The 23,994-nt window shown below is 43.6% G+C and carries 21 protein-coding genes; 11 read left to right on the top strand and 10 right to left on the bottom strand.

Annotation, left to right across the window (positions count from 1 at the left end; all coding sequences use genetic code 11):
* Positions 1-147: 147 nt before the first annotated feature.
* Positions 148-384, bottom strand: a complete 237-nt coding sequence (locus tag ACQEXR_RS10655; protein ID WP_138970696.1) for a hypothetical protein — start codon at positions 382-384, stop codon at positions 148-150.
* 197 nt (positions 385-581) lie between these two features.
* Between ACQEXR_RS10655 and epd the strand changes: the two genes are divergently transcribed.
* The 4 genes from epd (at position 582) to mscS (ending at position 5,381) form a co-directional block, all read left to right on the top strand.
* Positions 582-1,616, top strand: a complete 1,035-nt coding sequence (gene epd / locus ACQEXR_RS10650) for an erythrose-4-phosphate dehydrogenase (protein WP_138970697.1) — start codon at positions 582-584, stop codon at positions 1,614-1,616.
* A gap of 182 nt (positions 1,617-1,798) precedes the next feature.
* Entirely contained in the window at positions 1,799-2,959 is a 1,161-nt protein-coding gene (locus ACQEXR_RS10645) for a phosphoglycerate kinase (protein WP_269377539.1), read from the top strand.
* A 153-nt stretch (positions 2,960-3,112) separates the two neighbouring features.
* On the top strand, positions 3,113-4,189 hold the full coding sequence (gene fbaA, locus ACQEXR_RS10640; protein ID WP_138970699.1) for a class II fructose-bisphosphate aldolase: 1,077 nt from the start codon (positions 3,113-3,115) through the stop codon (positions 4,187-4,189).
* A 325-nt stretch (positions 4,190-4,514) separates the two neighbouring features.
* A complete protein-coding gene (gene mscS / locus ACQEXR_RS10635) occupies positions 4,515-5,381 on the top strand; it encodes a small-conductance mechanosensitive channel MscS (protein ID WP_427020309.1) in 867 nt (288 codons plus the stop codon).
* A 63-nt stretch (positions 5,382-5,444) separates the two neighbouring features.
* Here mscS and ACQEXR_RS10630 read toward each other — a convergent pair whose 3' ends face one another.
* Positions 5,445-5,933 carry a YbaK/EbsC family protein gene (locus ACQEXR_RS10630; RefSeq protein WP_427020308.1) on the bottom strand — a complete coding sequence of 163 codons (489 nt, stop codon included), beginning with the start codon at positions 5,931-5,933 and terminating at the stop codon, positions 5,445-5,447.
* 16 nt (positions 5,934-5,949) lie between these two features.
* Complete coding sequence (locus ACQEXR_RS10625; RefSeq protein WP_426952934.1) at positions 5,950-6,573, bottom strand: LysE/ArgO family amino acid transporter; 624 nt, start codon at positions 6,571-6,573, stop codon at positions 5,950-5,952.
* A 136-nt stretch (positions 6,574-6,709) separates the two neighbouring features.
* On the opposite strand from ACQEXR_RS10625, the gene ACQEXR_RS10620 reads away from it, so the two are divergent.
* Together ACQEXR_RS10620 and ACQEXR_RS10615 are read left to right on the top strand one after the other, a co-directional pair.
* Positions 6,710-7,606: a LysR family transcriptional regulator ArgP gene (locus ACQEXR_RS10620; RefSeq protein ID WP_331428267.1), complete on the top strand. Its 897-nt coding sequence runs from the start codon at positions 6,710-6,712 to the stop codon at positions 7,604-7,606.
* 96 nt (positions 7,607-7,702) lie between these two features.
* Positions 7,703-8,398: an oxidative stress defense protein gene (locus tag ACQEXR_RS10615; RefSeq protein WP_426952935.1), complete on the top strand. Its 696-nt coding sequence runs from the start codon at positions 7,703-7,705 to the stop codon at positions 8,396-8,398.
* A gap of 94 nt (positions 8,399-8,492) precedes the next feature.
* On the opposite strand, the gene pykF is transcribed toward ACQEXR_RS10615, so the two are convergent.
* Positions 8,493-9,905: a pyruvate kinase PykF gene (pykF, locus tag ACQEXR_RS10610; RefSeq protein ID WP_269377533.1), complete on the bottom strand. Its 1,413-nt coding sequence runs from the start codon at positions 9,903-9,905 to the stop codon at positions 8,493-8,495.
* Between the two features lie 431 nt (positions 9,906-10,336).
* Here pykF and ACQEXR_RS10605 point away from each other — a divergent pair, with 431 nt between their 5' ends.
* The 3 genes from ACQEXR_RS10605 (at position 10,337) to ACQEXR_RS10595 (ending at position 14,026) form a co-directional block, all read left to right on the top strand.
* Entirely contained in the window at positions 10,337-11,098 is a 762-nt protein-coding gene (locus ACQEXR_RS10605; RefSeq protein ID WP_138970705.1) for a DeoR/GlpR family DNA-binding transcription regulator, read from the top strand.
* A gap of 85 nt (positions 11,099-11,183) precedes the next feature.
* Positions 11,184-13,016 (top strand): glutamine--fructose-6-phosphate transaminase (isomerizing), encoded by a 1,833-nt coding sequence (gene glmS / locus ACQEXR_RS10600; protein WP_426952936.1) that lies wholly within the window; start codon positions 11,184-11,186, stop codon positions 13,014-13,016.
* A 386-nt stretch (positions 13,017-13,402) separates the two neighbouring features.
* A complete protein-coding gene (locus ACQEXR_RS10595) occupies positions 13,403-14,026 on the top strand; it encodes a bifunctional 4-hydroxy-2-oxoglutarate aldolase/2-dehydro-3-deoxy-phosphogluconate aldolase (protein WP_427020310.1) in 624 nt (207 codons plus the stop codon).
* 156 nt (positions 14,027-14,182) lie between these two features.
* Here ACQEXR_RS10595 and ACQEXR_RS10590 read toward each other — a convergent pair whose 3' ends face one another.
* The 6 genes from ACQEXR_RS10590 to ispB all read right to left on the bottom strand — a co-directional run bounded on the left by ACQEXR_RS10590 (position 14,183) and on the right by ispB (position 22,944).
* Positions 14,183-14,713, bottom strand: coding sequence for an MltR family transcriptional regulator (locus tag ACQEXR_RS10590; RefSeq protein WP_138970713.1), 531 nt, complete (start codon positions 14,711-14,713; stop codon positions 14,183-14,185).
* 59 nt (positions 14,714-14,772) lie between these two features.
* Entirely contained in the window at positions 14,773-15,921 is a 1,149-nt protein-coding gene (locus ACQEXR_RS10585; RefSeq protein WP_427020307.1) for a mannitol-1-phosphate 5-dehydrogenase, read from the bottom strand.
* A 113-nt stretch (positions 15,922-16,034) separates the two neighbouring features.
* Positions 16,035-17,987, bottom strand: coding sequence for a PTS mannitol transporter subunit IICBA (locus ACQEXR_RS10580; RefSeq protein WP_427020306.1), 1,953 nt, complete (start codon positions 17,985-17,987; stop codon positions 16,035-16,037).
* Positions 17,988-18,492: 505 nt separating this feature from the next.
* Positions 18,493-19,575 (bottom strand): TRAP transporter substrate-binding protein, encoded by a 1,083-nt coding sequence (locus ACQEXR_RS10575; protein ID WP_331418192.1) that lies wholly within the window; start codon positions 19,573-19,575, stop codon positions 18,493-18,495.
* 256 nt (positions 19,576-19,831) lie between these two features.
* A complete protein-coding gene (locus tag ACQEXR_RS10570; protein WP_427020305.1) occupies positions 19,832-21,592 on the bottom strand; it encodes a lysophospholipid acyltransferase family protein in 1,761 nt (586 codons plus the stop codon).
* A 380-nt stretch (positions 21,593-21,972) separates the two neighbouring features.
* A complete protein-coding gene (gene ispB, locus ACQEXR_RS10565) occupies positions 21,973-22,944 on the bottom strand; it encodes an octaprenyl diphosphate synthase (RefSeq protein WP_138970718.1) in 972 nt (323 codons plus the stop codon).
* A gap of 271 nt (positions 22,945-23,215) precedes the next feature.
* On the opposite strand from ispB, the gene rplU reads away from it, so the two are divergent.
* Together rplU and rpmA are read left to right on the top strand one after the other, a co-directional pair.
* Positions 23,216-23,527 (top strand): 50S ribosomal protein L21, encoded by a 312-nt coding sequence (rplU, locus tag ACQEXR_RS10560; RefSeq protein WP_005383096.1) that lies wholly within the window; start codon positions 23,216-23,218, stop codon positions 23,525-23,527.
* A 20-nt stretch (positions 23,528-23,547) separates the two neighbouring features.
* Positions 23,548-23,805 carry a 50S ribosomal protein L27 gene (gene rpmA / locus ACQEXR_RS10555; RefSeq protein WP_004409945.1) on the top strand — a complete coding sequence of 86 codons (258 nt, stop codon included), beginning with the start codon at positions 23,548-23,550 and terminating at the stop codon, positions 23,803-23,805.
* Positions 23,806-23,994: the final 189 nt, after the last annotated feature.

The raw sequence follows: 23,994 nt of genomic DNA, 5'->3' as shown, positions 1-23,994 counted from the left end.
CAGCTGACCAACTGTTCAAGATGTTTGGTTTCACTACTGAAAACGTAGTAAACACAGCAAAAGAATTGCTAGCGTAAGCATACAGTTGCAACAAATAACAAAAACCGAGCCATTGGCTCGGTTTTTTTCTATCACGAATGCTTGTGCCTATTCAAACTCTTTACCCCAGTTGTCTAGCTGCTTGTGACCACACTCTTTACACGTTACGTATCTGTCCATGTCGTAGTAGTGTCCACCATTGATGAAGCTATGAAGGAGAAGTTTGACTTTGCCTAGTAAAGAAGGGTCATTATCGTAACGGCTTGGCTTCCTCACCAAAACTTCGCTATGAGGTGTCTCTTTTGAACATTGTTGGCAAAAGTGTTTCGCTGGGTAACCAGACATAATCATTTCCTTTGGTTGATGAAAGTTGAAGAAAAACAGCCAATAGGAATAATTTATCCATCTCCATGATATAAAATGCTGAGATATGATGTCATGTGAATATGTGGAAAAGCTCGCTCCATATCACTAACTTAATGCGCTTTTGATAGCTATCGGTTACTATTTGTGACACGAAAATCATGTAAGGCGAAGGAATCATGCTTAGAGTTGCGATCAATGGATTTGGACGTATCGGTCGTAATGTACTGCGAGCAGTATATGAAAGTGGCAAAAGCCAGCAGATTAAAGTCGTCGCTGTGAATGAGTTGGCACAACCTGATGCTATGGCACACCTACTGCAGTACGATACAAGTCATGGTCGTTTTGGCAAAAAAGTAACCAATGACCAAGAGCATATCTATATTCACCATGAAAGTGGAGAGTTTGACTCTATTCGTATCCTTCATCTAAGTGAGATTGAGCTATTACCTTGGCGTGATTTAGAGGTTGATCTGGTTTTAGACTGTACCGGTGTGTTTGGTTCTCAAGCTGACGGTCAAGAGCATTTAAAAGCAGGGGCGAAGAAAGTTCTTTTCTCTCATCCTGGTGCTAATGATCTCGACAATACCATTATTTATGGGGTGAACCACCAAACTCTCAAAGCTGACGACAAGATAGTGTCGAATGGCTCTTGTACCACAAACTGTATTGTGCCGATTATCAAAGCGCTCGATGATGCATTTGAGATAGAATCCGGAACCATCACCACCATTCATTCCTCAATGAACGATCAGCAAGTTATCGATGCTTACCACTCGGATCTGCGTCGCACGCGTGCTGCAAGTCAATCGATCATTCCAGTGGACACTAAGTTGCATAAAGGAATTGAAAGAATATTCCCGAAATTTTCTAACAAATTCGAGGCAATTTCAGTACGAGTACCGACAGTTAACGTTACTGCAATGGATTTAAGTGTCACAATTAATACAAATGTGAAAGTTAATGACGTAAATCAAACCATTGTTAACGCATCTCAGTGTACATTACAGGGCATTGTTGACTATACTGAAGCGCCGCTCGTTTCTATCGACTTTAATCATGATCCCCATAGCGCGATTGTCGATGGTACACAGACTCGAGTTAGTAACGGCCATCTAGTTAAGATGCTTGTTTGGTGTGACAACGAATGGGGCTTTGCGAATCGTATGCTGGATACTGCGCTCGCAATGCAAGCCGCTCCCCGTCATATTTGACGCTGCAACGCCAACTATCTAGGGGATAAATGTAGTTTGCGGCAAGGAGAAATATTTATTTTTACCCTTGAAATAAATATGAAGTATCTCCATATCAAAACCAGTTTGAAGAATTATTGAGCTTGGCAGGGTTGCCGGGTGACTGAAAAACTTTACTTATTTAATATTTGAGAGGACACATCATGTCTGTAATCAAGATGACTGACCTGGATCTAGCAGGTAAACGTGTATTTATCCGTGCGGACCTAAACGTACCAGTAAAAGAAGGCAAAGTGACTTCTGATGCACGTATCCTAGCATCTCTACCAACTATCAAGCACTGTCTAGAAGCAGGCGCTAAAGTTATGGTTACTTCTCACCTAGGTCGTCCAACTGAAGGTGAATACGCAGAAGAGTTCTCTCTACAACCTGTAGTTAACTACCTAAACGACGCTCTAGATTGCGAAGTTAAACTAGCAAAAGATTACCTTGATGGCCTAGAGCTAAACACTGGTGAGCTTGTTGTTCTTGAAAACGTTCGTTTTAACAAAGGCGAGAAGAAGAACGAAGAAGAGCTATCTAAGAAATACGCTGCACTTTGTGACATCTTCGTAATGGACGCATTTGGTACTGCTCACCGTGCTCAAGCTTCTACACACGGTGTAGGTATGAACGCTCCTGTAGCATGTGCTGGTCCTCTTTTAGCTGCTGAACTTGAAGCTCTAGGTAAAGCAATGGACAACCCAGAGCGTCCACTTGTTGCTATCGTTGGTGGTTCTAAAGTTTCTACTAAACTAACCGTTCTTGAATCTCTATCTAAAGTTGCTGACCAACTTGTTGTTGGTGGTGGTATTGCAAACACATTTATTGCAGCAGCTGGCCACAATGTTGGTAAGTCTCTATACGAAGCTGACCTAGTTGAAACGGCTCAAAAACTAATGAAAGAGTGTTCTATTCCAGTTGCAACTGATGTTGCATGTGCGAAAGCATTTGATGAAAACGCAGAAGCTGAAATCAAGCACGTATCTGAAGTTTCTGATGACGACATGATTTTCGACCTTGGTCCTGATTCAACAGCTGCTCTAGCTGAAATCATCGCTAACGCAAAAACGATTCTATGGAATGGTCCTGTAGGCGTATTCGAGTTTAAGAACTTCGAAGCGGGTACTAAAGGTATCTCTGAAGCAATCGCTCAGTCTGCAGGTTTCTCTGTAGCTGGTGGTGGTGACACGCTAGCGGCTATCGACAAGTTCGGTATCAAGGCTGACGTTTCTTACATCTCTACTGGCGGCGGCGCATTCCTTGAATTCGTGGAAGGTAAAGTACTTCCAGCTGTAGCGATGCTTGAAGAGCGTGCTAAGTAATTAAGTGAAAGCGGGGGAGTTAATCTCCCGCTTTCTTGTTTGCTGCACATCACACTTCTTTGCTAGAATAGCGCGAGTTGTGAGCAAACGTTTGCAAGAATTTAAACTTAACAAGTTTTATTTTTAAAACGACAGATAAATAGGATTAAATCCATGTCTAAGATCTTCGATTTCGTAAAACCAGGTGTAATCTCTGGCGATGACGTACAGAAAGTTTTTGAAGTTGCAAAAGAAAACAACTTCGCTCTACCAGCAGTAAACGTTGTTGGTACTGACTCTGTAAACGCAGTACTAGAAGCGGCAGCTAAAGTGAAAGCTCCAGTTGTTGTTCAGTTCTCTAACGGCGGTGCAGCTTTCTTCGCTGGTAAAGGCGTTAAACTTGAAGGTCAAGGTGCTCAAATCCTTGGTGCTGTAGCTGGCGCGAAATACGTACACGCTGTAGCTGAAGCTTACGGTGTGCCAGTGATTCTACACACTGACCACGCTGCTAAGAAACTTCTTCCATGGATCGACGGTCTACTAGACGCTGGTGAAGAGTACTTCGCTCAAACTGGTAAGCCTCTATTCTCTTCTCACATGCTAGACCTTTCTGAAGAGTCTCTAGAAGAGAACATCGAAACATGTGCTAAGTACCTAGAGCGCATGGCTAAAATGGGTATGACAATCGAGATCGAACTTGGTTGTACTGGTGGTGAAGAAGACGGTGTTGATAACTCTCACATGGACGCTTCTGAGCTTTACACTTCACCAGAAGACGTTGCTTACGCGTACGAGAAACTAAGCGCAGTTAGCCACCGTTTCACTATCGCAGCATCTTTCGGTAACGTACACGGCGTATACAAGCCAGGTAACGTTGTTCTAACTCCAACTATCCTACGTGATTCTCAAGCATACTGTGCAGAGAAGTTCGGTATTGCACCAAACGCTCTAAACTTCGTATTCCACGGTGGTTCTGGTTCTACTGAAGCTGAGATCCAAGAATCTATCGGCTACGGTGTTATCAAAATGAACATCGATACTGATACACAGTGGGCAACTTGGGATGGCATCCGTAAGTATGAAGCTGAAAACCGTGAATACCTACAAGGTCAAATCGGTAACCCAACTGGCGAAGATGCACCAAACAAGAAGTACTACGATCCACGCGTATGGCTACGTGCAGGTCAGGCTTCAATGGTCGCTCGTCTAGAAAAAGCTTTTGCTGACCTAAACGCAGTAGACGTACTATAATTCGTCTAACAAGCTTATGTTGAAAAAGCCGCTCAATGAGCGGCTTTTTTATTTATGCATAACTTCAAAGCATAAGTAGGGTTGTCTCAATAAAAATTCTGGCGAAAGTTGATCTCTTTGCGTAACCTTGTAAAGGCTTGTCAGATTTTTCTGGTAAGCCTTTGTTTTCGCTCTCTTTGCAAAAACTTGACTTTTTACATAGTCAAAAGTGATATCGTGCCGAAAAACTGACATTGCTTCAGCAAATGTATTAGAGATGTCATTGTTGATTAATAATCTATAGCAGTTTGGTTCATAGAATCATAAATTTTTTGAGGATACATATATGGCAGGTGAATCAGCGGGGATCGAAACTCCCCTAGTTGATGGTTTAAGCCAAGCAGAAAAGTGGCTAACAAGTAATTCTGATTTATTGGTTCAGTACGGTGTGAATATCATTTCAGCGGTTCTGATCCTGTTTATCGGTAATATCATCGTTAAAGCAGTAGCGAACAGCGTTTCTAAAGTATTAGAAAAGAAAGATATGGACAAAGCGGTTGTTGAGTTTGTCCACGGTTTAGTTCGTTACCTGCTATTTGTTATTGTACTTATTGCAGCGTTAGGCCGAGTTGGTGTTCAAACCGCATCTGTCGTTGCTGTTATCGGTGCTGCCGGTCTTGCTGTTGGTCTTGCTCTACAAGGTTCACTGTCTAACTTTGCGGCAGGTGTACTTATCGTTGCATTCCGTCCATTTAAGTCTGGTGACTATGTGGAAATTGGTGGTGTTGCGGGTAGCGTAGAAGCGATTCAGATCTTCCAAACAGTGTTAAAAACGCCTGACAACAAAATGGTCGTTGTTCCTAACTCTGGCGTTATCGGTAGCCCAATTACCAACTATTCACGCCATGAGACACGTCGTGTGGATTTGGTTATCGGTGTTTCTTACAAATCAGATCTTAAACAAACTAAGCAAGTGATCCGTGAAGCTCTTGAGAAAGATGCGCGTATTTTGAAAGATCCAGGCATGACCATTGGTGTTTTAGCGCTTGCTGATTCTTCAGTGAACTTTGTGGTTCGTCCATGGTGTAAAACTGCGGATTACTGGGACGTGTACTTCGATTCTACTCAGGCAATCAAAGAAGCGTTGGATGAAGCAGGTATTGAAATCCCATTCCCACAAATGGATGTGCATTTGAATAAAGTTGACGCTTAATCGAGTGCAATAATTACCTAGAAGCGAGGCATTAGCCTCGCTTTTTTTATTCCTATCAGCCTGCTAAGTGGTGAGTTCATATATAGGATTGCTAAGTTTATTGAGAATCATAGGCAGTAAGTGTGCAGCAAAACCAATGGTTAATTCTGGGTGAGCTGGGGTGTAGAGAATCTCACCGGTTTGATATAAATCCTTGTCGACGACTATGGGTATTTGTTCAGGGATACCAAATGGACAGACGGCCCCCGGTAAACACCCCAACTGCGACGTCATTTCCTCATCGCTACAAATTGAAGGGCGTTTACCAAGCAAGGCTTTAATGGCTTTACTGTCGAGACGTCTATCTTTGTGTGTAAGGTATAAAGCAAAACCGCCGCCTTTTAGTTTTAAAAACAGGCTCTTGCTATGTGTACCTGTCCAGCCAAGCTTTTCAGCTACGATGACATCGGTGGCAAAATCGAGAATAGGTTGATGTTGCCACTGGCGAAACTCTATCCCTAAATGTTTGAGGAGCGAGATGTTGAACTGATAAATCTCATCCAATTTGTTCATCGCTATTTCCTTTGTGCTAGAAGTTCAGTTCGTTCGCTAGTATGCCCGCGATGATAAACATCATCAGAGCAACGCCGATATCGATCGCTCTTCTTACTTTTGGTTTAGACAGTGTTGGAGCCAATTTCGCTGCACCGACAGAGAGGGAATAAAACCAAACGAACGAAGCGAGAATCGTACCTACCGCGAAAGCTAATCTGTCGCTACCTTCAAATTGTCCGCCAATCGACCCTAAAATGACCACGGTATCTAAGTAAAGGTGTGGATTTAAAACCGTGACAGCAAGTGCGCCAATAATCACCGCTTTTCTGCCGCTCGATTTGATAAGGTTTGAGCTGACTCCTTGGTCAGCCGTCTGATTAAATGCACTTTTGAGAGATAGTAGGCCGTAAACGGTCAAAAATACAATCCCACCAAGGGTCACTGTCGTTAGCAGTGCGGTATTACTTGCAAGTAGCGCACCGCCACCGAATATGCCAAGTGAAATAAAAAATGCATCCAACAAACTACAGATTGTTGCGGTTGTCAGATGGTGATGGCGCTTTATTCCTTGATTAAGAACATAAGCATTTTGAGCGCCTATCGGAATGATCATACTTGCGCCCAAGCCAAACCCTTGTAATACCAGCCAGAAATTCACCGTTTTTACTCCTTCGTTCCTATGATGGTGAGAGTGAATAAAATAGGAGAGATAGAGATATAAGTGAAATTAATGATTTTAATGAATGATAAGTTTTGCTAATTTTTGATTGAGAAGCGTTGTTATAAGGATTGTTATGAGAGGTTTAGATTACAAATGGGTTGAGGCCCTTGAAGCGGTTGTTAACCAAGGAAGCTTTGAGCGTGCTGCCCAGCAGTTATGTATCTCACAATCTGCCGTATCTCAGAGGGTAAAACAGTTAGAGAAGTTCCTAGCTAAATCGGTTCTGATTCGCGAGCAGCCACCTAGGCTAACGACAGCAGGAAAGAAGTTGATGGGGTTGTATCATCGAGTACAGCTATTGGAAAGCGAGGTGTTACCCGAATTAACCAATCAAGAGAATTTACGCCCTGTTCAGATCTCTATTGCAACCAATGCTGACAGTTTGGCTACTTGGTTGTTGCCAGCTCTGACTCCCATCATGAAACAACGCAATGTTGAATTTAATCTGGCCGTTTATGGCGAAGATCGAACTTTAGATAAGCTAAAGAAAGGTGAAGTGACAGGTGCGATTAGCTGGGAGTCTGAGCCCATTTCAGGTTGCTACGCCGAGTATCTTGGACGGATGGACTATGTATGCGTTGCCAATCCAGAGTTTGCACAGCGTTACTTTACCAGTGGTGTCACCCGAGAGGCCTTGAAACGCGCACCTGCCGTCTCATTTGATCAATACGATGAGATGCATCAAATGTTTCTCAAGCAGCATTTTAACTTGTCTCCCGAAAGCATCACTCACCATCAAGTAGCCAGCTCAGAAGCATTCGTTAAGTTGGCCCTGCTGGGAGTGGCATATTGCTTAATACCGCGTCTGCAAATTAGTGAAGAACTGGAACAAGGGAGCTTAATCGATCTCATGCCTAACTTTATTCTGAGTTTTCAGATTTACTGGCATCACTGGCAGTTAGAAACAGGTCTGCTCAAGGAGATAACGCAGGCTATTGTTGGCTATAGCCATCAACAACTACCGAAATAGATTTGGTTAATTCTTTGTCAGATCAACGGAGGTGGCTTGGTCAAAATGAGTTCGTTACCTATGATGTATGCAGTTAAGTCCACATGGTAAATTAGTATGAAAGCTGTTTCTTCTGTTATTGCATCATTGTCCGTCGCCATGCTGAGCTTTGGTGCAGCGGCCAATTCCCCTGACTTCCCACATCTTGAAACAACCGGATATGGCGAAGTGATTGCGACGCCAGACATGGCTCAGTTTTCGGTTAAGGTTGTTGAATCAACCATGACCGCGGAACAAGCTAAGCAGTCAGTTGATCAAGTTGTATCGGAATTCTTAGGCGCGTTGAGTAAAGAAGGGGTGGAGAGTAAGCATATCACCAGTTCTAACCTCTATATAACTCCGCAATACCACTATCCTAAAAAGGGCAAACCAGAATTGGTTGGCTATAAAGCGTCGCGTAGTATTACGGTTACCGTTGAACACCTAGAGGATCTCAACCAATATTTGGATCTTGCATTGAACTCAGGGATCAACCAAGTCGACAATATTCAGCTGCAAGTTAAAGATCAGGAACAATATCAGCAGAAGGCCCGTTTAGCGGCGATTAAAGATGCCAATAGTAAGGCTGAATCTTTGGCTGAGGGATTTGGCAAAGAACTGAAAGGTGTGTGGCGTATTGACTACAACATGTCGGGGCAACAGCCGGTTTTAATGAGAACAATGGCAATGGATGCGAAGGTTGAGTCCAATGGCTATCAGGATTCCCAAATCGTCATTCGCGATCGAGTAGACGTGATTTATAAACTCGACTAACGCTATTACTGCTGTTCAATTAATGGTAAGTCATCAAACAGAAAATAAAAAAGAGGGCTAAAGCCCTCTTTTTCTATTTCAGTAAACGCTCTGATTATAGAACGTGTACAGAAGCTGTGTTAGTTGTGCCTGACGCAACTAGAGCACCAGAAACCATCACAACGATATCACCTTTGTTACCTAGGCCTGATTCTAGAGCAAGTTCTTTACCCGCTACGTAGAATGCGTCAGTGCTATCGATTGAATCAACAACAACTGGAGTAACACCTTTAGTTAGAACTAGCTGAGCAGCTGTCTTAGTGTTAGTTGTTAGAGCTAGGATGTTTGCAGTTGGGAAGTACTTACGTACTGAACGTGCAGACTTACCACCTTCAGTTGCAACAACGATTAGTGGTGCAGCTAGTTTTTCAGCTGTATCTACAGCACCTTTACATACCGCTTCAGTGATACGTAGACGTGGGCTGTCTAGACGAGAACCTAGCTCAGCTTTTAGAGCTGAATCAGTGCGGTTCGCGATTTGAGCCATGATAGTTACCGCTTCAACTGGGTACTTACCTTTCGCTGTTTCACCAGAAAGCATTACTGCATCTGTGCCGTCCATAACTGCGTTAGCTACGTCGCCAGCTTCTGCACGAGTAGGACGTGGGTTGTTGATCATGGAATCAAGCATTTGAGTCGCAGTGATAACCATCTTACGAGCACGGTTACACTTCTCGATCATCATCTTCTGAGCGAAGATTACTTCTTCAGCTGGGATTTCAACACCTAGGTCACCACGAGCAACCATGATACCGTCAGAAAGCTCTAGGATCTCGTCGAAGTTATCAACACCTTCTTGGTTTTCGATCTTAGAGATGATGTGGATGTTTTCACCGCCATTTGCAGCGAGTACTTCACGGATCTCTTGAACGTCAGACGCTTTACGGATGAATGATGCAGCAACGAAATCAACGCCTTGCTCACAACCGAATTTCAGGTCGTTTTTATCTTTTTCAGATAGAGCTGGTAGGTTTACAGATACGCCTGGAAGGTTAACACCTTTGTTTTCACCTAGTGCACCGTTGTTAAGAACTTTACACTTAACTTCGGTGTCAGTCGTTGCAACAACTTCCATTTCGATTAGACCGTCGTCTACTAGGATAGTGTTGCCAACATTTAGGTCAGCTGCAAAACCAGCGTAAGTTACTGCTACTTTGTCTTTGTTACCAACAACTGAAATGTCAGTTGTGAAAGTGAACTCTTGACCAGCTACTAGATCAACGTCGTCGCCGTTTTCTAGTTTGATAGTACGGATTTCAGGACCTTTAGTGTCTAGAAGGATAGCAAGTGGTTTGCCAGTCTCTTCCATTACTTTACGGAAGTTCGCGATACGAGTGCCGTGCTCTTCGTAGTCACCGTGAGAGAAGTTAAGACGCATAACGTTCATGCCTGCATTTACTAGTTCAGTTAGCTTCTCTACAGATTCAGTTTTAGGGCCAATCGTACATACGATTTTGGTCTTTTTCATGGAAGATTCTCTCCGGTCGATAGATTTACAATTTGAAAGTCGGTTATTGGTCTGAAGCAACTACAGGTGTTGAGGCATTTTGTGCCTGCCAACTTATCAACACGGTAGTGGTTTATGTCGGCTCCAGAACTGAAAGTCTTTCACCAAGTTTAGTCATTTTATGACCAACTGGTTGGGATTTTAGGCCGTATTTCTGTGACAACACTAGGATATATTCGTTAGGTTGCAAAAAAATAACGGTCATTTCTGTAATTTATTTTCTTTTCGGGTGCGAATTCTACCACCGAATCATTTCAATATCACTGGTTAAGAATTGTCTTAGGACAAGGTTTTTGCGCTATTTATTAATTTTTTGGATCGAAATAAATGGACTTGAATCTTTCGATTTGACTATAATTGCTTTCACTTCGAAACTTGAAGGCAAAGATTAAATGTCGAAACGAAACACACAGCTAAGAAGGCATGCGATTTCTAACCTTGTAAATGAAAAAGGAGAAGTCAGTGTCGAAGCTCTATCTATTCAGTTTGAAACATCTGAGGTAACGATCAGAAAGGATCTGGCTTCTTTGGAAAAGAATGGGCAGCTACTTCGTCGCTATGGTGGTGCGATAGCATTACCGAAAGAAGTCGTTAGCGATGAAATGAGTGAAAATGTTTCGGTTCGAAAGAATGAGTTGGCTCAAGCCGCCGCAAAGTTGATTCGAGAGCATAACCGTATTGTCATCGATAGTGGTAGCACTACAGGGGCGTTAATCAAGCAGCTTGATGGGATGAGAGGGCTTATCGTGATGACCAACTCACTCAATGTTGCGAATGCACTTAATGAACTTGAAAGTGAGCCGACTTTGCTAATGACGGGGGGCACTTGGGATGCACATTCAGAGTCGTTTCAGGGGCAGGTGGCAGAATCTGTTCTACGATCATATGACTTTGACCAATTGTTTATTGGAGCGGATGGTGTCGATCTCGAGCGTGGTACAACTACGTTCAATGAGTTGGTTGGCCTGAGTAAAGTTATGGCTGAAGTATCGCGGGAAGTCATTGTTATGGTGGAATCAGAAAAGATTGGTCGCAAGATCCCTAACCTAGAACTGGCTTGGGATGTGATTGACATATTGATTACAAACAAAGACTTAAACCCAGAGTTTAAAGAAAAAATTGAATCTCATGGCGTGAAAGTGGTTTGCGCCTAACCAAAATACCAAATTTATAAAACTTAACTCTCCGAATATGGCCTTTGCTTGCTGCCAATCGGAACAAACACAAGGGAGTTGAACTATGTGTGGAATCGTCGGTGCGGTAGCACAGCGAGATGTTGCAGAAATCTTAGTCGAAGGCTTACGTCGCTTAGAGTACCGTGGCTACGATTCAGCGGGGGTTGCGATTGTTGATAGCAATTCTAATCTGACTCGTCTGCGCCGTTTAGGTAAAGTACAAGAACTTGCTGATGCTGTAGATGCAGCGCAAGTTATTGGTGGTACAGGGATTGCCCATACACGTTGGGCAACTCATGGCGAGCCTTCAGAGATCAATGCACACCCTCATATGTCAGGTGATATTGCCGTTGTGCACAATGGTATTATTGAAAACCATGAAGAGTTACGTGAATTATTGAAATCACGTGGTTACGTATTTGAGTCTCAAACAGATACAGAAGTTATTGCTCATCTAGTCGAATGGGAGCTACGTACCTCGCAATCGTTACTCGAAGCGTTTCAAAAAACGGCTCAGCAGCTGCATGGTGCATACGGTACCGTGGCTTTGGATCGTAAAGATCCTTCTCGTATTGTGGTTGCGCGTTCAGGCAGCCCAATCGTCATTGGTTTTGGTGTAGGCGAAAATTTCCTAGCTTCAGACCAACTGGCACTGCTTAACGTAACTCGTCGCTTTATGTACCTTGAGGAAGGTGACGTAGCTGAAATTACCCGCCGTGAGGTGACTGTGTTTGATGAGAGTGGTGAACGTGTTGAGCGTGAAATCATTGAGTCCAATGCAGAGCATGATGCGGGTGATAAAGGTCAGTATCGTCACTTTATGCAAAAAGAGATCTACGAACAGCCGACCGCTTTAATCAACACCATGGAAGGACGTATCACTTCAGATTCGGTCGTAACGGAATCTATTGGGGTCAATGCTGCAGAGATCTTAAGCAAAGTCGAGCATATCCAAATTGTAGCCTGTGGTACGTCATACAATGCTGGTATGACTGCTCGTTACTGGTTTGAAGATATTGCTGGCGTAAGCTGCGATGTAGAAATTGCATCAGAGTTCCGTTACCGTAAGTTTGTCACTCGTCCAAACAGCTTGCTGATTACCTTGTCTCAATCTGGTGAAACGGCGGATACCCTTGCTGCTCTTCGCCTAGCAAAAGAGAAAGGTTACATGGCGGCAATGACCATTTGTAACGTAGCGGGTTCATCGCTAGTACGTGAATCAGATTTTGCGTTTATGACTCGCGCAGGGGTAGAAATTGGTGTCGCTTCAACGAAAGCGTTCACTACTCAGCTATCTGCGTTACTTATGCTAGTCACTGCTTTGGGCAAGCAACAAGGCCGTATCACTAAAGAAAAAGAGAAAGAGATCGTAGAAGCATTGCATGCGTTACCAAAACAAATCAACGCAGCGCTTTCCTTTGAAAAAGACATTGAGGAATTGGCGACCGACTTCGCTGACAAGCACCATACTCTGTTCCTTGGCCGAGGTGAGTTCTACCCAATTGCGATGGAAGCTTCTCTTAAACTTAAAGAGATTTCTTACATTCATGCTGAAGCTTATGCGGCAGGTGAATTGAAACATGGTCCTTTGGCATTGATTGATGCTGATATGCCAGTTGTTGTGGTTGCACCAAGCAATGATCTACTTGAGAAACTAAAGTCGAACGTAGAAGAAGTCCGAGCTCGTGGTGGTCTACTGTATGTATTTGCTGACGCAGACGCAGGTTTTGAAGCGGATGAGACAATGAAGATCATCACTATGCCTCACGTTAGTGACATTACCGCACCAATCTACTACACCATCCCGATGCAGTTGCTGTCATACTACGTGGCTCTGATCAAAGGTACTGATGTTGACCAACCCCGTAACCTAGCCAAAGCGGTAACGGTGGAATAACGGTTTTTCGAACCGCAGAAATGGTTTCATTAATGGTAGCGTTCTGGCCGGAACGCTACCATTTTTTATTTTCTACGCTCAGAATCTATCGAGTTTTTGCTATCTGACCCAAGGTTAAACTTGAAAGGTGTGGGCGTTTGTTGTTTTGCAATGACTCTGCGGCAAAGTTTTGGCTGCGTGAGCGAGCGTTACTATCATTGGTCAAAGATCTCTGCCAGTATCAAATGATCTATTTTAGCGCTGGTTATCTAGCAAACGAATTATTAGGTGTAGACCTTGCCGAGTCTGCGCTTGCTGGGCACAAAGTGGCTGGTACTGTTATTCAACATCGTGGTGCGATTATTCCAAGCCAAGCCAAGCGATGCCAATTATTTAAGGAACCTGAAATGAAAGATCTTAACCAACAACTTGCAGAAATTAAAGTCGTCCCTGTCATCGCAATCAAAGATGCTGGCAAAGCGGTTAAACTGGCACAGGTACTCATTGAGAATGGTCTTCCGTGTGCAGAAGTCACTTTCCGTACAGAAGATGCGGCATTGGCGATCAAAAACATGCGTGAAGCTTATCCAGAGATGCTAATTGGTGCGGGAACCGTGTTAACAAGTGCGCAAGTCGATGATGCGATTGATGCGGGTGTCGACTTTATTGTTAGCCCAGGTTTCAACCCAACGACGGTAAGATACTGTCAACAGCGCAACGTAATGATTGTCCCTGGCGTTAACAACCCAAGCTTGGTTGAACAGGCGATGGAAATGGGTTTACGCACCCTGAAGTTTTTCCCTGCGGAGCCTTCAGGAGGTGTCGCTATGCTTAAAGCGTTATCTGCTGTCTACCCAGTGAAATTTATTCCTACAGGTGGTGTTAGCCCAAATAATGTAAAAGACTACCTATCGATATCGTCTGTTTTAGCTTGTGGCGGTACTTGGATGGTTCCTGGTGATCTCATTGATAACGAGCAGTGGGATGATTTGGCGAAACTGGTACGTGAGGTGGCAGGTATTATTGCTTAGCACTCATCGATTAACTTTCATTTAACGCCTGCGATGACGCAGGCGTTTTTGTATCTAACGTTGCTGTTTATTACAAATCACTATTTTACGAGCTTACAAATCGATAGGAGACCGCTTTCGATGGCATGAGCTGAGATAGGAAAAGCCTAATGGGCGTTAGAATGGGCTCTCTTTACCGAGTTCATTGCAGATTGCAACAATCGCCAAAGAAAGCCCTGATTTAATAATCTGTTGCTGGCGTTGAAGCTGAAGCTGGTAAAACTCTAAATCGATATCGCCATCTGGCTCTGAAACCTCTAATTGAACCATTCCCATAGTTTGAACCAAATTGAGTTTTTTTATCGGCGCTAGGATGGTTGGATCAGTAAAATCGTAGTCGGTGGCATCGCTATTGAGCGTATTTTTGATTTTGATAATGTCTTCAATGTCGTGGTAGACGTTATCGGGAAGTACACCTAGACCATAGAGTAGTTTTAAACGTACCGACAGATTACCTAGTGGGCCGGAATCATGCAGTAAGGGACCCACAACAGATTGCACCGCAAAGTTATCTTTTTGGAAGATTCTCTGTATTAGCGCGTCAATTGACTCGTCAAATACATCTACGGCAGCAATGAAAAAGCCACGCACCGAAGGGGCGCTATTGAGTCGCTCTATTATTTCAGTTTCACTAATTTTCTCTGCCATATACTGAACTAATTACTTTGTTGTAAAGGGGAGGTTTAACTCCCCCTAGTTTATTGTCGTTATAGTGTCTCGAAGATCGCTTTGATCTTGGTGACTTCTTTACTGTGTTCTTTTAAGCCAGTGTAGAGAGCCAGCGTTTTACTAACGCCTAACTCATTTAGGCTCTTTTGCAACTCAACGGCCTGCGGATCATCGCTGTTATGGTATTTAAGTGCAGCTGCAATTCCTTTTAAAAGCGTTTTATTTTCAGTGCCATACTCGATTGTACCCAGTAATGGCTTCACTAATCTATCGTTTGCCCCTAATTTACGAAGAGGTTGTCTTCCAACGCGATCCACTTCATCGACTAAATAAGGGTTAGCAAAGCGGCTGAGGATCTTTTCTATGTATGCGTTGTGCATGTCTGGGGCAAAACCATAACGACGAATGAGGACTTCACCACTCTCACGCATTGCTTGTTTAACATCGGCGTAAATTTCGGGATCTTCTATCGCTTCGCGGATTGTGCGATGACCTTTAAGGCAGCCTAAGTAGGCGGTGACGCAATGACCTGTATTGAGCGTAAATAATTTTCGTTCTACAAACGCCATTAGGTTATCGGTTTTCTCCATGCCTGAAATATCAGGAATTTCTCCTTTGAACTGCTGCTCATCGACGATCCATTCACTGAAACTTTCCACCGTCACTTCGAGTGGGTCGTCATTCGCTGCTTCCGCTGGTGGAACAATGCGATCGACAGCCGAGTCTACAAATCCGACTAGCTCATCAGCCTTCGAATGAAGCGATGCATCGAGATGCTTGTATACCTGGCCTTTTAAGTGAGTCGTACCTCGGATCATGTTTTCACATGCGATGATGTTGAGTGGCTTGTCGTTATTAACGGCAAAACGTTTAGTAATACCTGCCGCAATGGTTTTGGCAATGATGTCTAGTACATTTGGTCCAACCGCCGTTGTCACCAAGTCGGTTTTAACAATACGATCAATCACCTCTTCACTCGCCGAGTTCACTGCGGTGACATGAGTTACTGTGTCAATTTTGCACTCTGTACCAACAACTTTGACTTTATATTCTTGCTTATGACTAAGTTGATCTACCAAAGGGACGTCAACGTCAGCAAAAGTGACTTCTACGTCTGCATCTGCCAGCAATTTACCAATGAAGCCACGACCAATGTTGCCTGCACCAAAATGGACTGCGTTTTTCATAATACTTACCTGCCAAAATCTAAAATTAGACGAAATCGAATCTAGGTTGAGGTCAACCGCATAGGGGGTGACAGCTGACCTCAGTTTGCTCAGGAGCAAAATATAAGAAGCAATTAGGCTGCTTGTTGACCGCCAAGGATGGTGAGAATTTCTTCTATGTCCTTAGTGCTTGTCAGTTTTTCAATTGCTTCAGGCTCATCAAGCGCGTTTGTGATGGTGGTAATGACTTGAATGTGTTCGTCGTTTTTGGCTGCAATGCCGATAACAAGTTTGGCGATATCTTCGTCGTCTTCTGTAAATTGGATACCTGCGGGGTATTGGCAGATAACGATGCCTGTTTTCTTCACGCGGTCTTTTGCTTCAACCGTACCGTGTGGTACTGCAATTGACTCACCAAGATAAGTGGGTGCAAGCGCTTCACGCTCAAACATCGCGTCAACGTATTCGGGTTCTGCGTAACCCAGTTCCACGAGTTTGTTTCCCGCAAAACGAATTGCTTCCTCTTTGCTGTTCGCTTGTAAACCTAAATGAATGTTTTTACGTTCAATCTGGAATACTGATGGCTGCTGTGGTTCATAGTTATCATCGTTAGCAGCAAGTACAGAGACTTTGGTAAGTTTGTCATCGTTCGCTGCCGATTGTTTCTGTGCTGCAAGCAGCTTCATGACTAGCTGGTTGTACATTTCGCTGTCTAGAAAGTTAGTCAATGAAATGTGTTGTGCATTTGGTGCGTGTTTACGAGCTCGATCGGTCAAATCTTTGTGAGTAATCACGATATCGGCACTCTCTGTTAAGCTGTTGATAGCAAGATTGGTAACGCTGATGTTGAGACCCGCGGATTGAACTTTTTTACGCAACATACTTGCCCCCATCGCGCTGGAGCCCATACCTGCGTCACATGCCACTACGATGCTTTTTACATCGGCAAGTTCTGTATTGCCTTTGCTTTGGCTGTGTGCAGCACCATTTGATTTAGATGCCGCTTTCATATCTTTCATCTGTGATGTTGCTTTTTCTAGCGCAGCCTCATCACCGTCTTCCTCTGTTGATGTTTGTGTCTTCATTAGCACGGCTGCTACAGCAAATGATACGCCGGTTGCAGCGGCAATTGAGGCCAGTACGCCAACAATGGAAGCTTTTTGTGTCATCAGTAAAATCGCGAAGATAGAACCAGGAGAAGCCGGAGATACAATTCCTGCATTGAACATCACAAGAACGAAGACACCTGTCATACCACCTGCAATTGCTGCAAGAATTAAGCGTGGATTCATTAGAATGTACGGGAAGTAGATCTCATGAATACCGCCAAAGAAATGGATAATCGAAGCACCACCGGCTGTTTGTCGTGCGGTTCCTTTACCAAACACCATGTACGCAAGCAGAATTCCTAAACCAGGACCTGGGTTAGCTTCGATCAGGAAGAAAATAGATTGTCCTGCTTCTGATGCTTGCTGGATCCCCAGTGGTGAGAAGATACCGTGGTTAATGGCGTTGTTAAGGAATAAGATCTTCGCGGGTTCAACAAAAATGGAGGTCAAAGGTAGAAGGTGTGCTGACACCAAGAAGTTTACGCCAGCCGCTAGGCCACCGGATAGAACTTTGACAAACGGACCGATAAATAGATAAGCAAGAATGGCGCAAATCATGCCGATGATGCCCGCTGAGAAGTTGTTTACCAACATCTCAAAACCACTTTTCACTTTACCGTCAATGTAGTTGTCGAATTTTTTGATTGCCCAGCCACCGAGTGGACCAACCATCATAGCGCCCATGAACATTGGGATGTCTGTGCCGACAATCACACCCATAGTGGTGATTGCGCCGACAACAGCTCCTCGTTCTCCACCAATTAACTTACCGCCGGTATAGCCGATCAGTAATGGCAGGAGATAGGTAATCATAGGCCCAACCATGGATGCTAGTGTCTCATTTGGCAGCCAGCCTGTTGGGATAAATAGTGCGGTAATAAAGCCCCACGCGATAAACGCGCCAATGTTAGGCATTACCATATTAGACAGAAAACGACCAAAATTTTGTATCTTGATCTTCGCATCTGGTGATATCATAGGAGTTCCCCGTTTGATGTTCTGATGAATATTGTAGTAGTACGGTTCGCCAAAACCGCTTGATTGCTTAGTACCTAATCAATTTACCACACAACTTTCTTTTAGAACTGACAACGGGTTTTTTGTGATATCCCTCTCTAAATTCGCCTATATCAACCCTTTTTTTAGTGACCTATTACCCTTTCTGACAATGTAATTTTGCTACAAATTCAAAGATACAAAATTGTCAATAACATTTTAATGTTTTACATCTCAATAATTAAATGTCATGGCTGTGATTGAATGTGATTTAGATCTCTTAATGAGTATGATTTTTTCGGGATTTGTTACTTAATGTGATGTTTGTCTCAATTGATATCTGTGTGAAATTCAATCAAATAGTGATCCATGTCTAATTTCGTTGTTTTTGTAGCAAAGTAACAATTAACAAAAGCCTGAGTGTCGATATGAACTGGACTTGGTCTGGTATGAAAAGAGGGGCAGAGTAAGTCTCTGCCCGATAGGATTATTGCGTGCTATCTAGATAGGCTTTTGATGAGATATCTGTCCACGCACGCACTTTAGCTAAGTATTGCTTTTGAGATTCGATAATTTCTTTAGCTAACACATCTTTTTCGGCTTGCTCTGCGAGTAGTTCAGATGTAGCAGCTTGCATTGCATGAAGTACTTCAGGTGGGAAATCCCTCACTTTTATATCAGGATACTCTGCACTCATAGTTGCCCAGCTATTTGCGTTCGCATCTACCGCTTGGGTATACATATCAAACGCACTGACACGAAATGCCGTTTCGAGAATGGTTTGCAGATCTTTAGGAAGCTTGTCCCAAGTCTTCTTGTTGACTAGGAATTGTGTTTCGGATCCTGGTTCATGCCACGCGGTGTAATAGTAGGGAGCAATTTTTTGAAATCCCATACGTAGATCAAACGCGGGTCCTACCCATTCAAGTGCATCGATGGTTCCGCGTTCAAGTGATGTATAAAGTTCCCCCGGAGCAATGTTTGTTGGCGCAGCGCCAACTTTTGCCATGACTTCGCCGGCAAAGCCCGGAATACGAATCTTAAGCCCTTGTAAATCTTCTACTGAATTAATCTCTTTTTTAAACCAACCGCCCATTTGAATGTCGGAGTTGCCACCTGGAAACGACAATAGGTTATGTGGTGCATAGACTTTTTCCATTAACTCCATACCGCCACCACGGTAAAACCAAGCATACTGCTCGGTTGAAATCATACCGAAAGGCATCGAAGAAAAGTAAAGTGTATTGGGCACTTTTCCTTTCCAGTAATAAGAGCTCGAGTGACCTAAGTCGTATTGGCCTGATTTTACTAAGTCAAAAATGCCAAGTGGTGCTTTATGTTTGTTTGCAGAGTCGATACGAATTTGTAGTCTGCCATTAGACATTTCATCTGCCAGCCTCGCCATGTTTTTTGTGGCATCGCCTAATATAGGAGTATTTGGCCCCCATGTTTCGGCGAGCGTGAGTCGGTAGACTTTCTCTGCGGCGAGACTTGAAAATGACCCTAGAGCTAATGAACTCGTCAGCACTCCAGCGAGCACTGTACGAAGTGTTATTTTTATTGGCAGCATAACGATACGACTTCCTTGTTGTTTTGTGTGTCTAGAGCTAGCTTTTCTTCTGTTGATTTTTTCGTCAATCTAATTTTTGTTCGTCGGATTGCACTTGGATTGGAGTGTATGACTACATGAAAGATAATTATTAGAATGTAGTGGTGGAGTTAGGGGCTTATATGCACCTAAATGATAGGAAGCAAGGGGTTATTTAGAGAATAATTCCGCTGACAAAAGTGCTGCATGTGTCACGCAGCACTGAGTCGTTAGATAGCTATTCTGAGGTTTGATGATAATTGAGATAGTGTTGAGCTTGTTCAAGCCCCATATATCGCGCCAATGTCTTACTATCAACTTGTCTGAGATCGACAACGATTAAGCCATCCAAGGCATTGTTGAAGTCAGGATCAACGTTGAAAGAGATAAGTTTGCCGTTTAAGGCGAGGTATTGGCGCAATAAAACGGGTAGTCCCTTTCCTTGATCAATACGAGCAACGACTCGAGCCAAGAGTTGAAGATCCCCCAGCGCAGTTAGCATGCTGGTATTCCAACTGTTGTCTGATTTAGGGAGTGGGTTCGATGGAGAGACATGCTCTGCCTTTGCTGCATCACAATAGTGTAATGTCATACACTCGGCGAGCAACTGTCGGGTCTGTTCACTATAATCGTTGCTGATACTGACTGGGCCGAACAGATGCGTGTATTCAGGATGGTGAGAGACGAACGTCGCGATACCTTTCCATAGTAGCAATAGAGCGGTCATACTTTTTTGATACGGTAGATCAATCACGGATCTTCCCATCTCAATGGATTTGCCCATACTGGCTATAAATGGCATGTCGTAATGAAACAATGTACGGGAATAAAGACCCTCAGTCCCTATGGCACTTAGAATTTCGTCGACTAATCCAAGTCGATAAGCACCGACCAAGCATTGGTTTTCTCTGTCCCAAACAAATAGATGACGGTAATAGTGATCAAACTGATCAAGATCCAACGCTAGCCCTGTACCTTCACCCGCTCTTCTAAAGTTAGTTTCTCTGAGTCTGCCTATTTCATGCAGTAGCGAAGGGATATTCTCTGAGAAGGTGCAGTACACATCGAGTTCACCACTTGAAAGTAGCCGATGATCACTGGGCAGATTATCGAGATCTTCAAGTAGATCTTTTAGCGGCAAAGGCTGAGCGACGGGAAACTCGTTTTGCGATGACGATGAATCGATAGACTTAGATTGGACTAAGTGTTGAAGCAGGTATGTATTGAGACGCAAATAGTTGGTCATTTGAACATCGGTTAATCCTTTTACTTCGCGGTATTGAATCGCAGAACCGATAGCGATCTTTATAGTCTGTGTTGACTTGTTAAGCAGTTCCCTGCCCAGCATTAAGGTACGAAGTAGGGGATGTACCTTCCCCGCCAAATAGAAGCGTTTTGAATTCTGTCCATTGATAAAAACTGGCACTGTGGTAGCGCCTGATTTGCGGATTAAACTGCTGACAGAGCGGCTCCACTCTTTGTCTTCTAAGCGCTGCGCTTTACTATCGACGAGTTGAGAAACTTCACCGGCGGGAAACAGCAGGATTAGCCCATTATTCGCAAGATGCTGATGGGCTTGACGAAGTGCTTTTAAGTTCGCTTTCTGAGCGCTATGACCCGCAAACACATCGACACCAATAAAGAGTTCATCGAGCTCAGGAACCGTTTTTAGATATTGATTGGCGAGAATTTTTACATCTTGACGAATGGTGAGCAGTAGTTCAGCAAGTATCACCCCTTCTACGCATCCAAGGGGGTGGTTTGCAACGATCACCGTTGCGCCAGAAGCTGGAATTCCTCCTTTAGTGCCATGGCTGACATGATAATCAATACCAAGCACTTCGAGAGTGAATCTGATAAATGCTTGGGTATCACAACCTGCGGGGCGTTGGGCATAAAACCGTTCGAGTTTACTTAGTCCTGTTGCCCATTCAGCGATGGACTCGGCGAAGCGAAATGGCGTTTTTTTTGGTAGACGAAATGGGCTAGAGGTTTGCATTTTATTCTCTCTACGGCTGTATTCGTTGTGAGAATAGATAAGCGAAGTTTCAATAAGGCTGCATTTCAATGAGGAATTGGTGACAAAGCGATGACGCTCTTGTTACGTGATTTTATGTCTAGAAAAGATGAAAAACCAACTTAACATTTCAGATTTAAAATGGCTGGATCGCAAATCATTTGTTTTAGTTATGACTATATAAGGAATACTGCTAGTTTTATTAAGCGGGTAAGGTGTTGCTAAAAGCTTGGTCAAAACAAGTTATGTGCAGTACCAAGTCAAGTTTACCTTCGTTTATGCTGCTCTGGGATACACTCTTGTCACCAAGAGAAAACGGGAACCGTAAGGTTCCCGTTGTTGTGATTCAATCAATTGAGTGCTTAGCTAGTGCGGTGTACCGACATATGCGCGAGAGTAATTAGTGCCTGCTTGTAAACGGATTCTTCTAACACATCCAATTGCGCGATCGCTTTGTCTGCTTCTTGATAAGCTTTTTGGCGGGTGTATTCCAAAGAACCAGTCTCTTCCATTGCTGCGAGAATGTCGTTAAGACGCTCCATACCATTGGCTTTTTCAATCGCTTCATGAATCATGGCGGTTTGCTGTGCCGTGCCATGCTGCATTGCGTATAAAAGAGGCAATGTTGGTTTACCTTCGGCTAAGTCGTCACCGACATTTTTGCCCATCTCTTCACCGTCAGAGGTGTAATCCATAACATCATCGATAAGTTGGAATGCAGTACCTAGATATTTCCCGTAGTTTTGCAGTGCCAGTTCAACTTCGGCGGGTGCATCGCAGAGGATGGCACCAATTTGTGTCGCGGCTTCAAAAAGACGTGCTGTTTTCGAGTAGATAACTTGCATGTAGCTTTCTTCAGTCGTGTCGGGATCATTACAGTTCATTAGTTGTAGAACTTCACCCTCAGCAATCACGTTTACCGCATCACTCATCAGCTTGAGGATCTTCAAAGATCCCAGTTCTGTCATCATCTGGAATGAGCGAGTGTAAATAAAGTCTCCAACTAACACACTCGCCGCGTTACCAAATGCAGCGTTGGCCGTTGCTTTGCCGCGTCGCATATCAGACTCATCGACCACATCGTCATGAAGTAGGGTGGCGGTGTGAATGAACTCAATAAAGGCTGCGGAAGTGGTGTGAGCCTCTCCCTGATAACCGAGTGCTCGTGCTGATAAAACAGCAAGTAATGGACGGATACGTTTGCCGCCTCCACTAACGATGTAGAAACCAAGTTGATTGATTAAAGAGACATCAGAGTTGAGTTGAGCGTGAATTGTTTCGTTCACTTTTGCCATGTCATCGGCGGTGAGTGCTTGGATAGCTTTAAAATCCATTGTAAATCCGGCTGAGGTTAGAACTAGTAAGGTATTCTTATCTACTTTAATCGTTGAATAATACACTAAAAAACGTTGATTAATACATGGTTAACGGGCATCATTTGGGCACTTTTCATTGGCGATTAGCTTTTCGCCAATTTTTTCAAAATATGGCTTGTCATAGGTGCGACCTTTCTGTAGAATCTGCGCCCTATTGATGATTAGTTTAGCGCACACCCTTAATGCTCAAAAAATAGCATACGGCTGTGCGGAAAAAGCGGAGTAAGATATGTACGCTGTTTTCCAATCTGGTGGTAAACAACACCGTGTAAGCGAAGGTCAAACTCTTCGTTTAGAGAAATTAGACGTTGAAACTGGTGCAACAGTTGAATTTGATAAAGTTCTTCTTGTAGCTAACGGTGAAGACATTAAAGTTGGTGCTCCTCTAGTAGAGGGTGGTAAAATTGTTGCTGAAGTAGTACAACACGGTCGTGGCGATAAAGTTAAAATCGTTAAGTTCCGTCGTCGTAAGCACTCTCGTAAGCAACAGGGTCACCGTCAGTGGTTCACGGAAGTGAAAATCACTGGTATCAACGCTTAATCGATTAGGAGAGTTTAACAATGGCACACAAAAAAGCTGGTGGTTCTACTCGTAACGGCCGCGATTCAGAAAGCAAACGTCTAGGTGTTAAGCGTTTCGGTGGTGAGTCTGTTCTTGCAGGTAACATCATCGTTCGTCAACGTGGTACTAAGTTCCACGCTGGCACTAACGTTGGTATCGGTAAAGACCACACTCTTTTCGCTCTTACTGAAGGTAAAGTGAAATTTGAAGTGAAAGGTCCTAAAAACCGTAAATTCGTTAGCATCGAAGCTGAGTAATTAAACTCCTGTTTAATTATTAGCTTTAAAGCTGAATTCAAAAGCCCTGCCGATTCGGCGGGGTTTTTTATTTATGGTAGTAGGAATAGATACTAAGGCACTTTGAAAAAAGTCCCTCATTATATATTCCTAAGTGGCAGGACGATCGAAGATCAAGGTGATCGATCTGAAAATGGAATCTGCTAGAAT

The organism is Vibrio sp. TRT 2004 (assembly GCF_050113735.1).
Lineage (GTDB): Bacteria > Pseudomonadota > Gammaproteobacteria > Enterobacterales > Vibrionaceae > Vibrio.
Note: the sequence above shows the minus strand (reverse complement) of the source record. Positions and strands in the feature narration are given on the sequence as shown.

Excerpts from the sequence above, each read along its gene's own strand:
- ACQEXR_RS10580 (WP_427020306.1), bottom strand. The coding sequence starts at position 17,987 with ATGATATCACCAGATGCGAAGATCAAGATACAAAATTTTGGTCGTTTT.
- ACQEXR_RS10585 (WP_427020307.1), bottom strand. The coding sequence starts at position 15,921 with ATGAAAAACGCAGTCCATTTTGGTGCAGGCAACATTGGTCGTGGCTTC.
- pykF (WP_269377533.1), bottom strand. The coding sequence starts at position 9,905 with ATGAAAAAGACCAAAATCGTATGTACGATTGGCCCTAAAACTGAATCT.
- ACQEXR_RS10645 (WP_269377539.1), top strand. The coding sequence starts at position 1,799 with ATGTCTGTAATCAAGATGACTGACCTGGATCTAGCAGGTAAACGTGTA.
- ACQEXR_RS10590 (WP_138970713.1), bottom strand. The coding sequence starts at position 14,713 with ATGGCAGAGAAAATTAGTGAAACTGAAATAATAGAGCGACTCAATAGC.
- mscS (WP_427020309.1), top strand. The coding sequence starts at position 4,515 with ATGGCAGGTGAATCAGCGGGGATCGAAACTCCCCTAGTTGATGGTTTA.
- ACQEXR_RS10605 (WP_138970705.1), top strand. The coding sequence starts at position 10,337 with ATGTCGAAACGAAACACACAGCTAAGAAGGCATGCGATTTCTAACCTT.
- ACQEXR_RS10630 (WP_427020308.1), bottom strand. The coding sequence starts at position 5,933 with ATGAACAAATTGGATGAGATTTATCAGTTCAACATCTCGCTCCTCAAA.
- ACQEXR_RS10615 (WP_426952935.1), top strand. The coding sequence starts at position 7,703 with ATGAAAGCTGTTTCTTCTGTTATTGCATCATTGTCCGTCGCCATGCTG.
- ACQEXR_RS10570 (WP_427020305.1), bottom strand. The coding sequence starts at position 21,592 with ATGCAAACCTCTAGCCCATTTCGTCTACCAAAAAAAACGCCATTTCGC.
- epd (WP_138970697.1), top strand. The coding sequence starts at position 582 with ATGCTTAGAGTTGCGATCAATGGATTTGGACGTATCGGTCGTAATGTA.
- rpmA (WP_004409945.1), top strand. The coding sequence starts at position 23,548 with ATGGCACACAAAAAAGCTGGTGGTTCTACTCGTAACGGCCGCGATTCA.
- ACQEXR_RS10655 (WP_138970696.1), bottom strand. The coding sequence starts at position 384 with ATGTCTGGTTACCCAGCGAAACACTTTTGCCAACAATGTTCAAAAGAG.
- ispB (WP_138970718.1), bottom strand. The coding sequence starts at position 22,944 with ATGGATTTTAAAGCTATCCAAGCACTCACCGCCGATGACATGGCAAAA.
- glmS (WP_426952936.1), top strand. The coding sequence starts at position 11,184 with ATGTGTGGAATCGTCGGTGCGGTAGCACAGCGAGATGTTGCAGAAATC.
- fbaA (WP_138970699.1), top strand. The coding sequence starts at position 3,113 with ATGTCTAAGATCTTCGATTTCGTAAAACCAGGTGTAATCTCTGGCGAT.
- ACQEXR_RS10575 (WP_331418192.1), bottom strand. The coding sequence starts at position 19,575 with ATGCTGCCAATAAAAATAACACTTCGTACAGTGCTCGCTGGAGTGCTG.
- ACQEXR_RS10620 (WP_331428267.1), top strand. The coding sequence starts at position 6,710 with ATGAGAGGTTTAGATTACAAATGGGTTGAGGCCCTTGAAGCGGTTGTT.
- ACQEXR_RS10595 (WP_427020310.1), top strand. The coding sequence starts at position 13,403 with ATGAAAGATCTTAACCAACAACTTGCAGAAATTAAAGTCGTCCCTGTC.
- rplU (WP_005383096.1), top strand. The coding sequence starts at position 23,216 with ATGTACGCTGTTTTCCAATCTGGTGGTAAACAACACCGTGTAAGCGAA.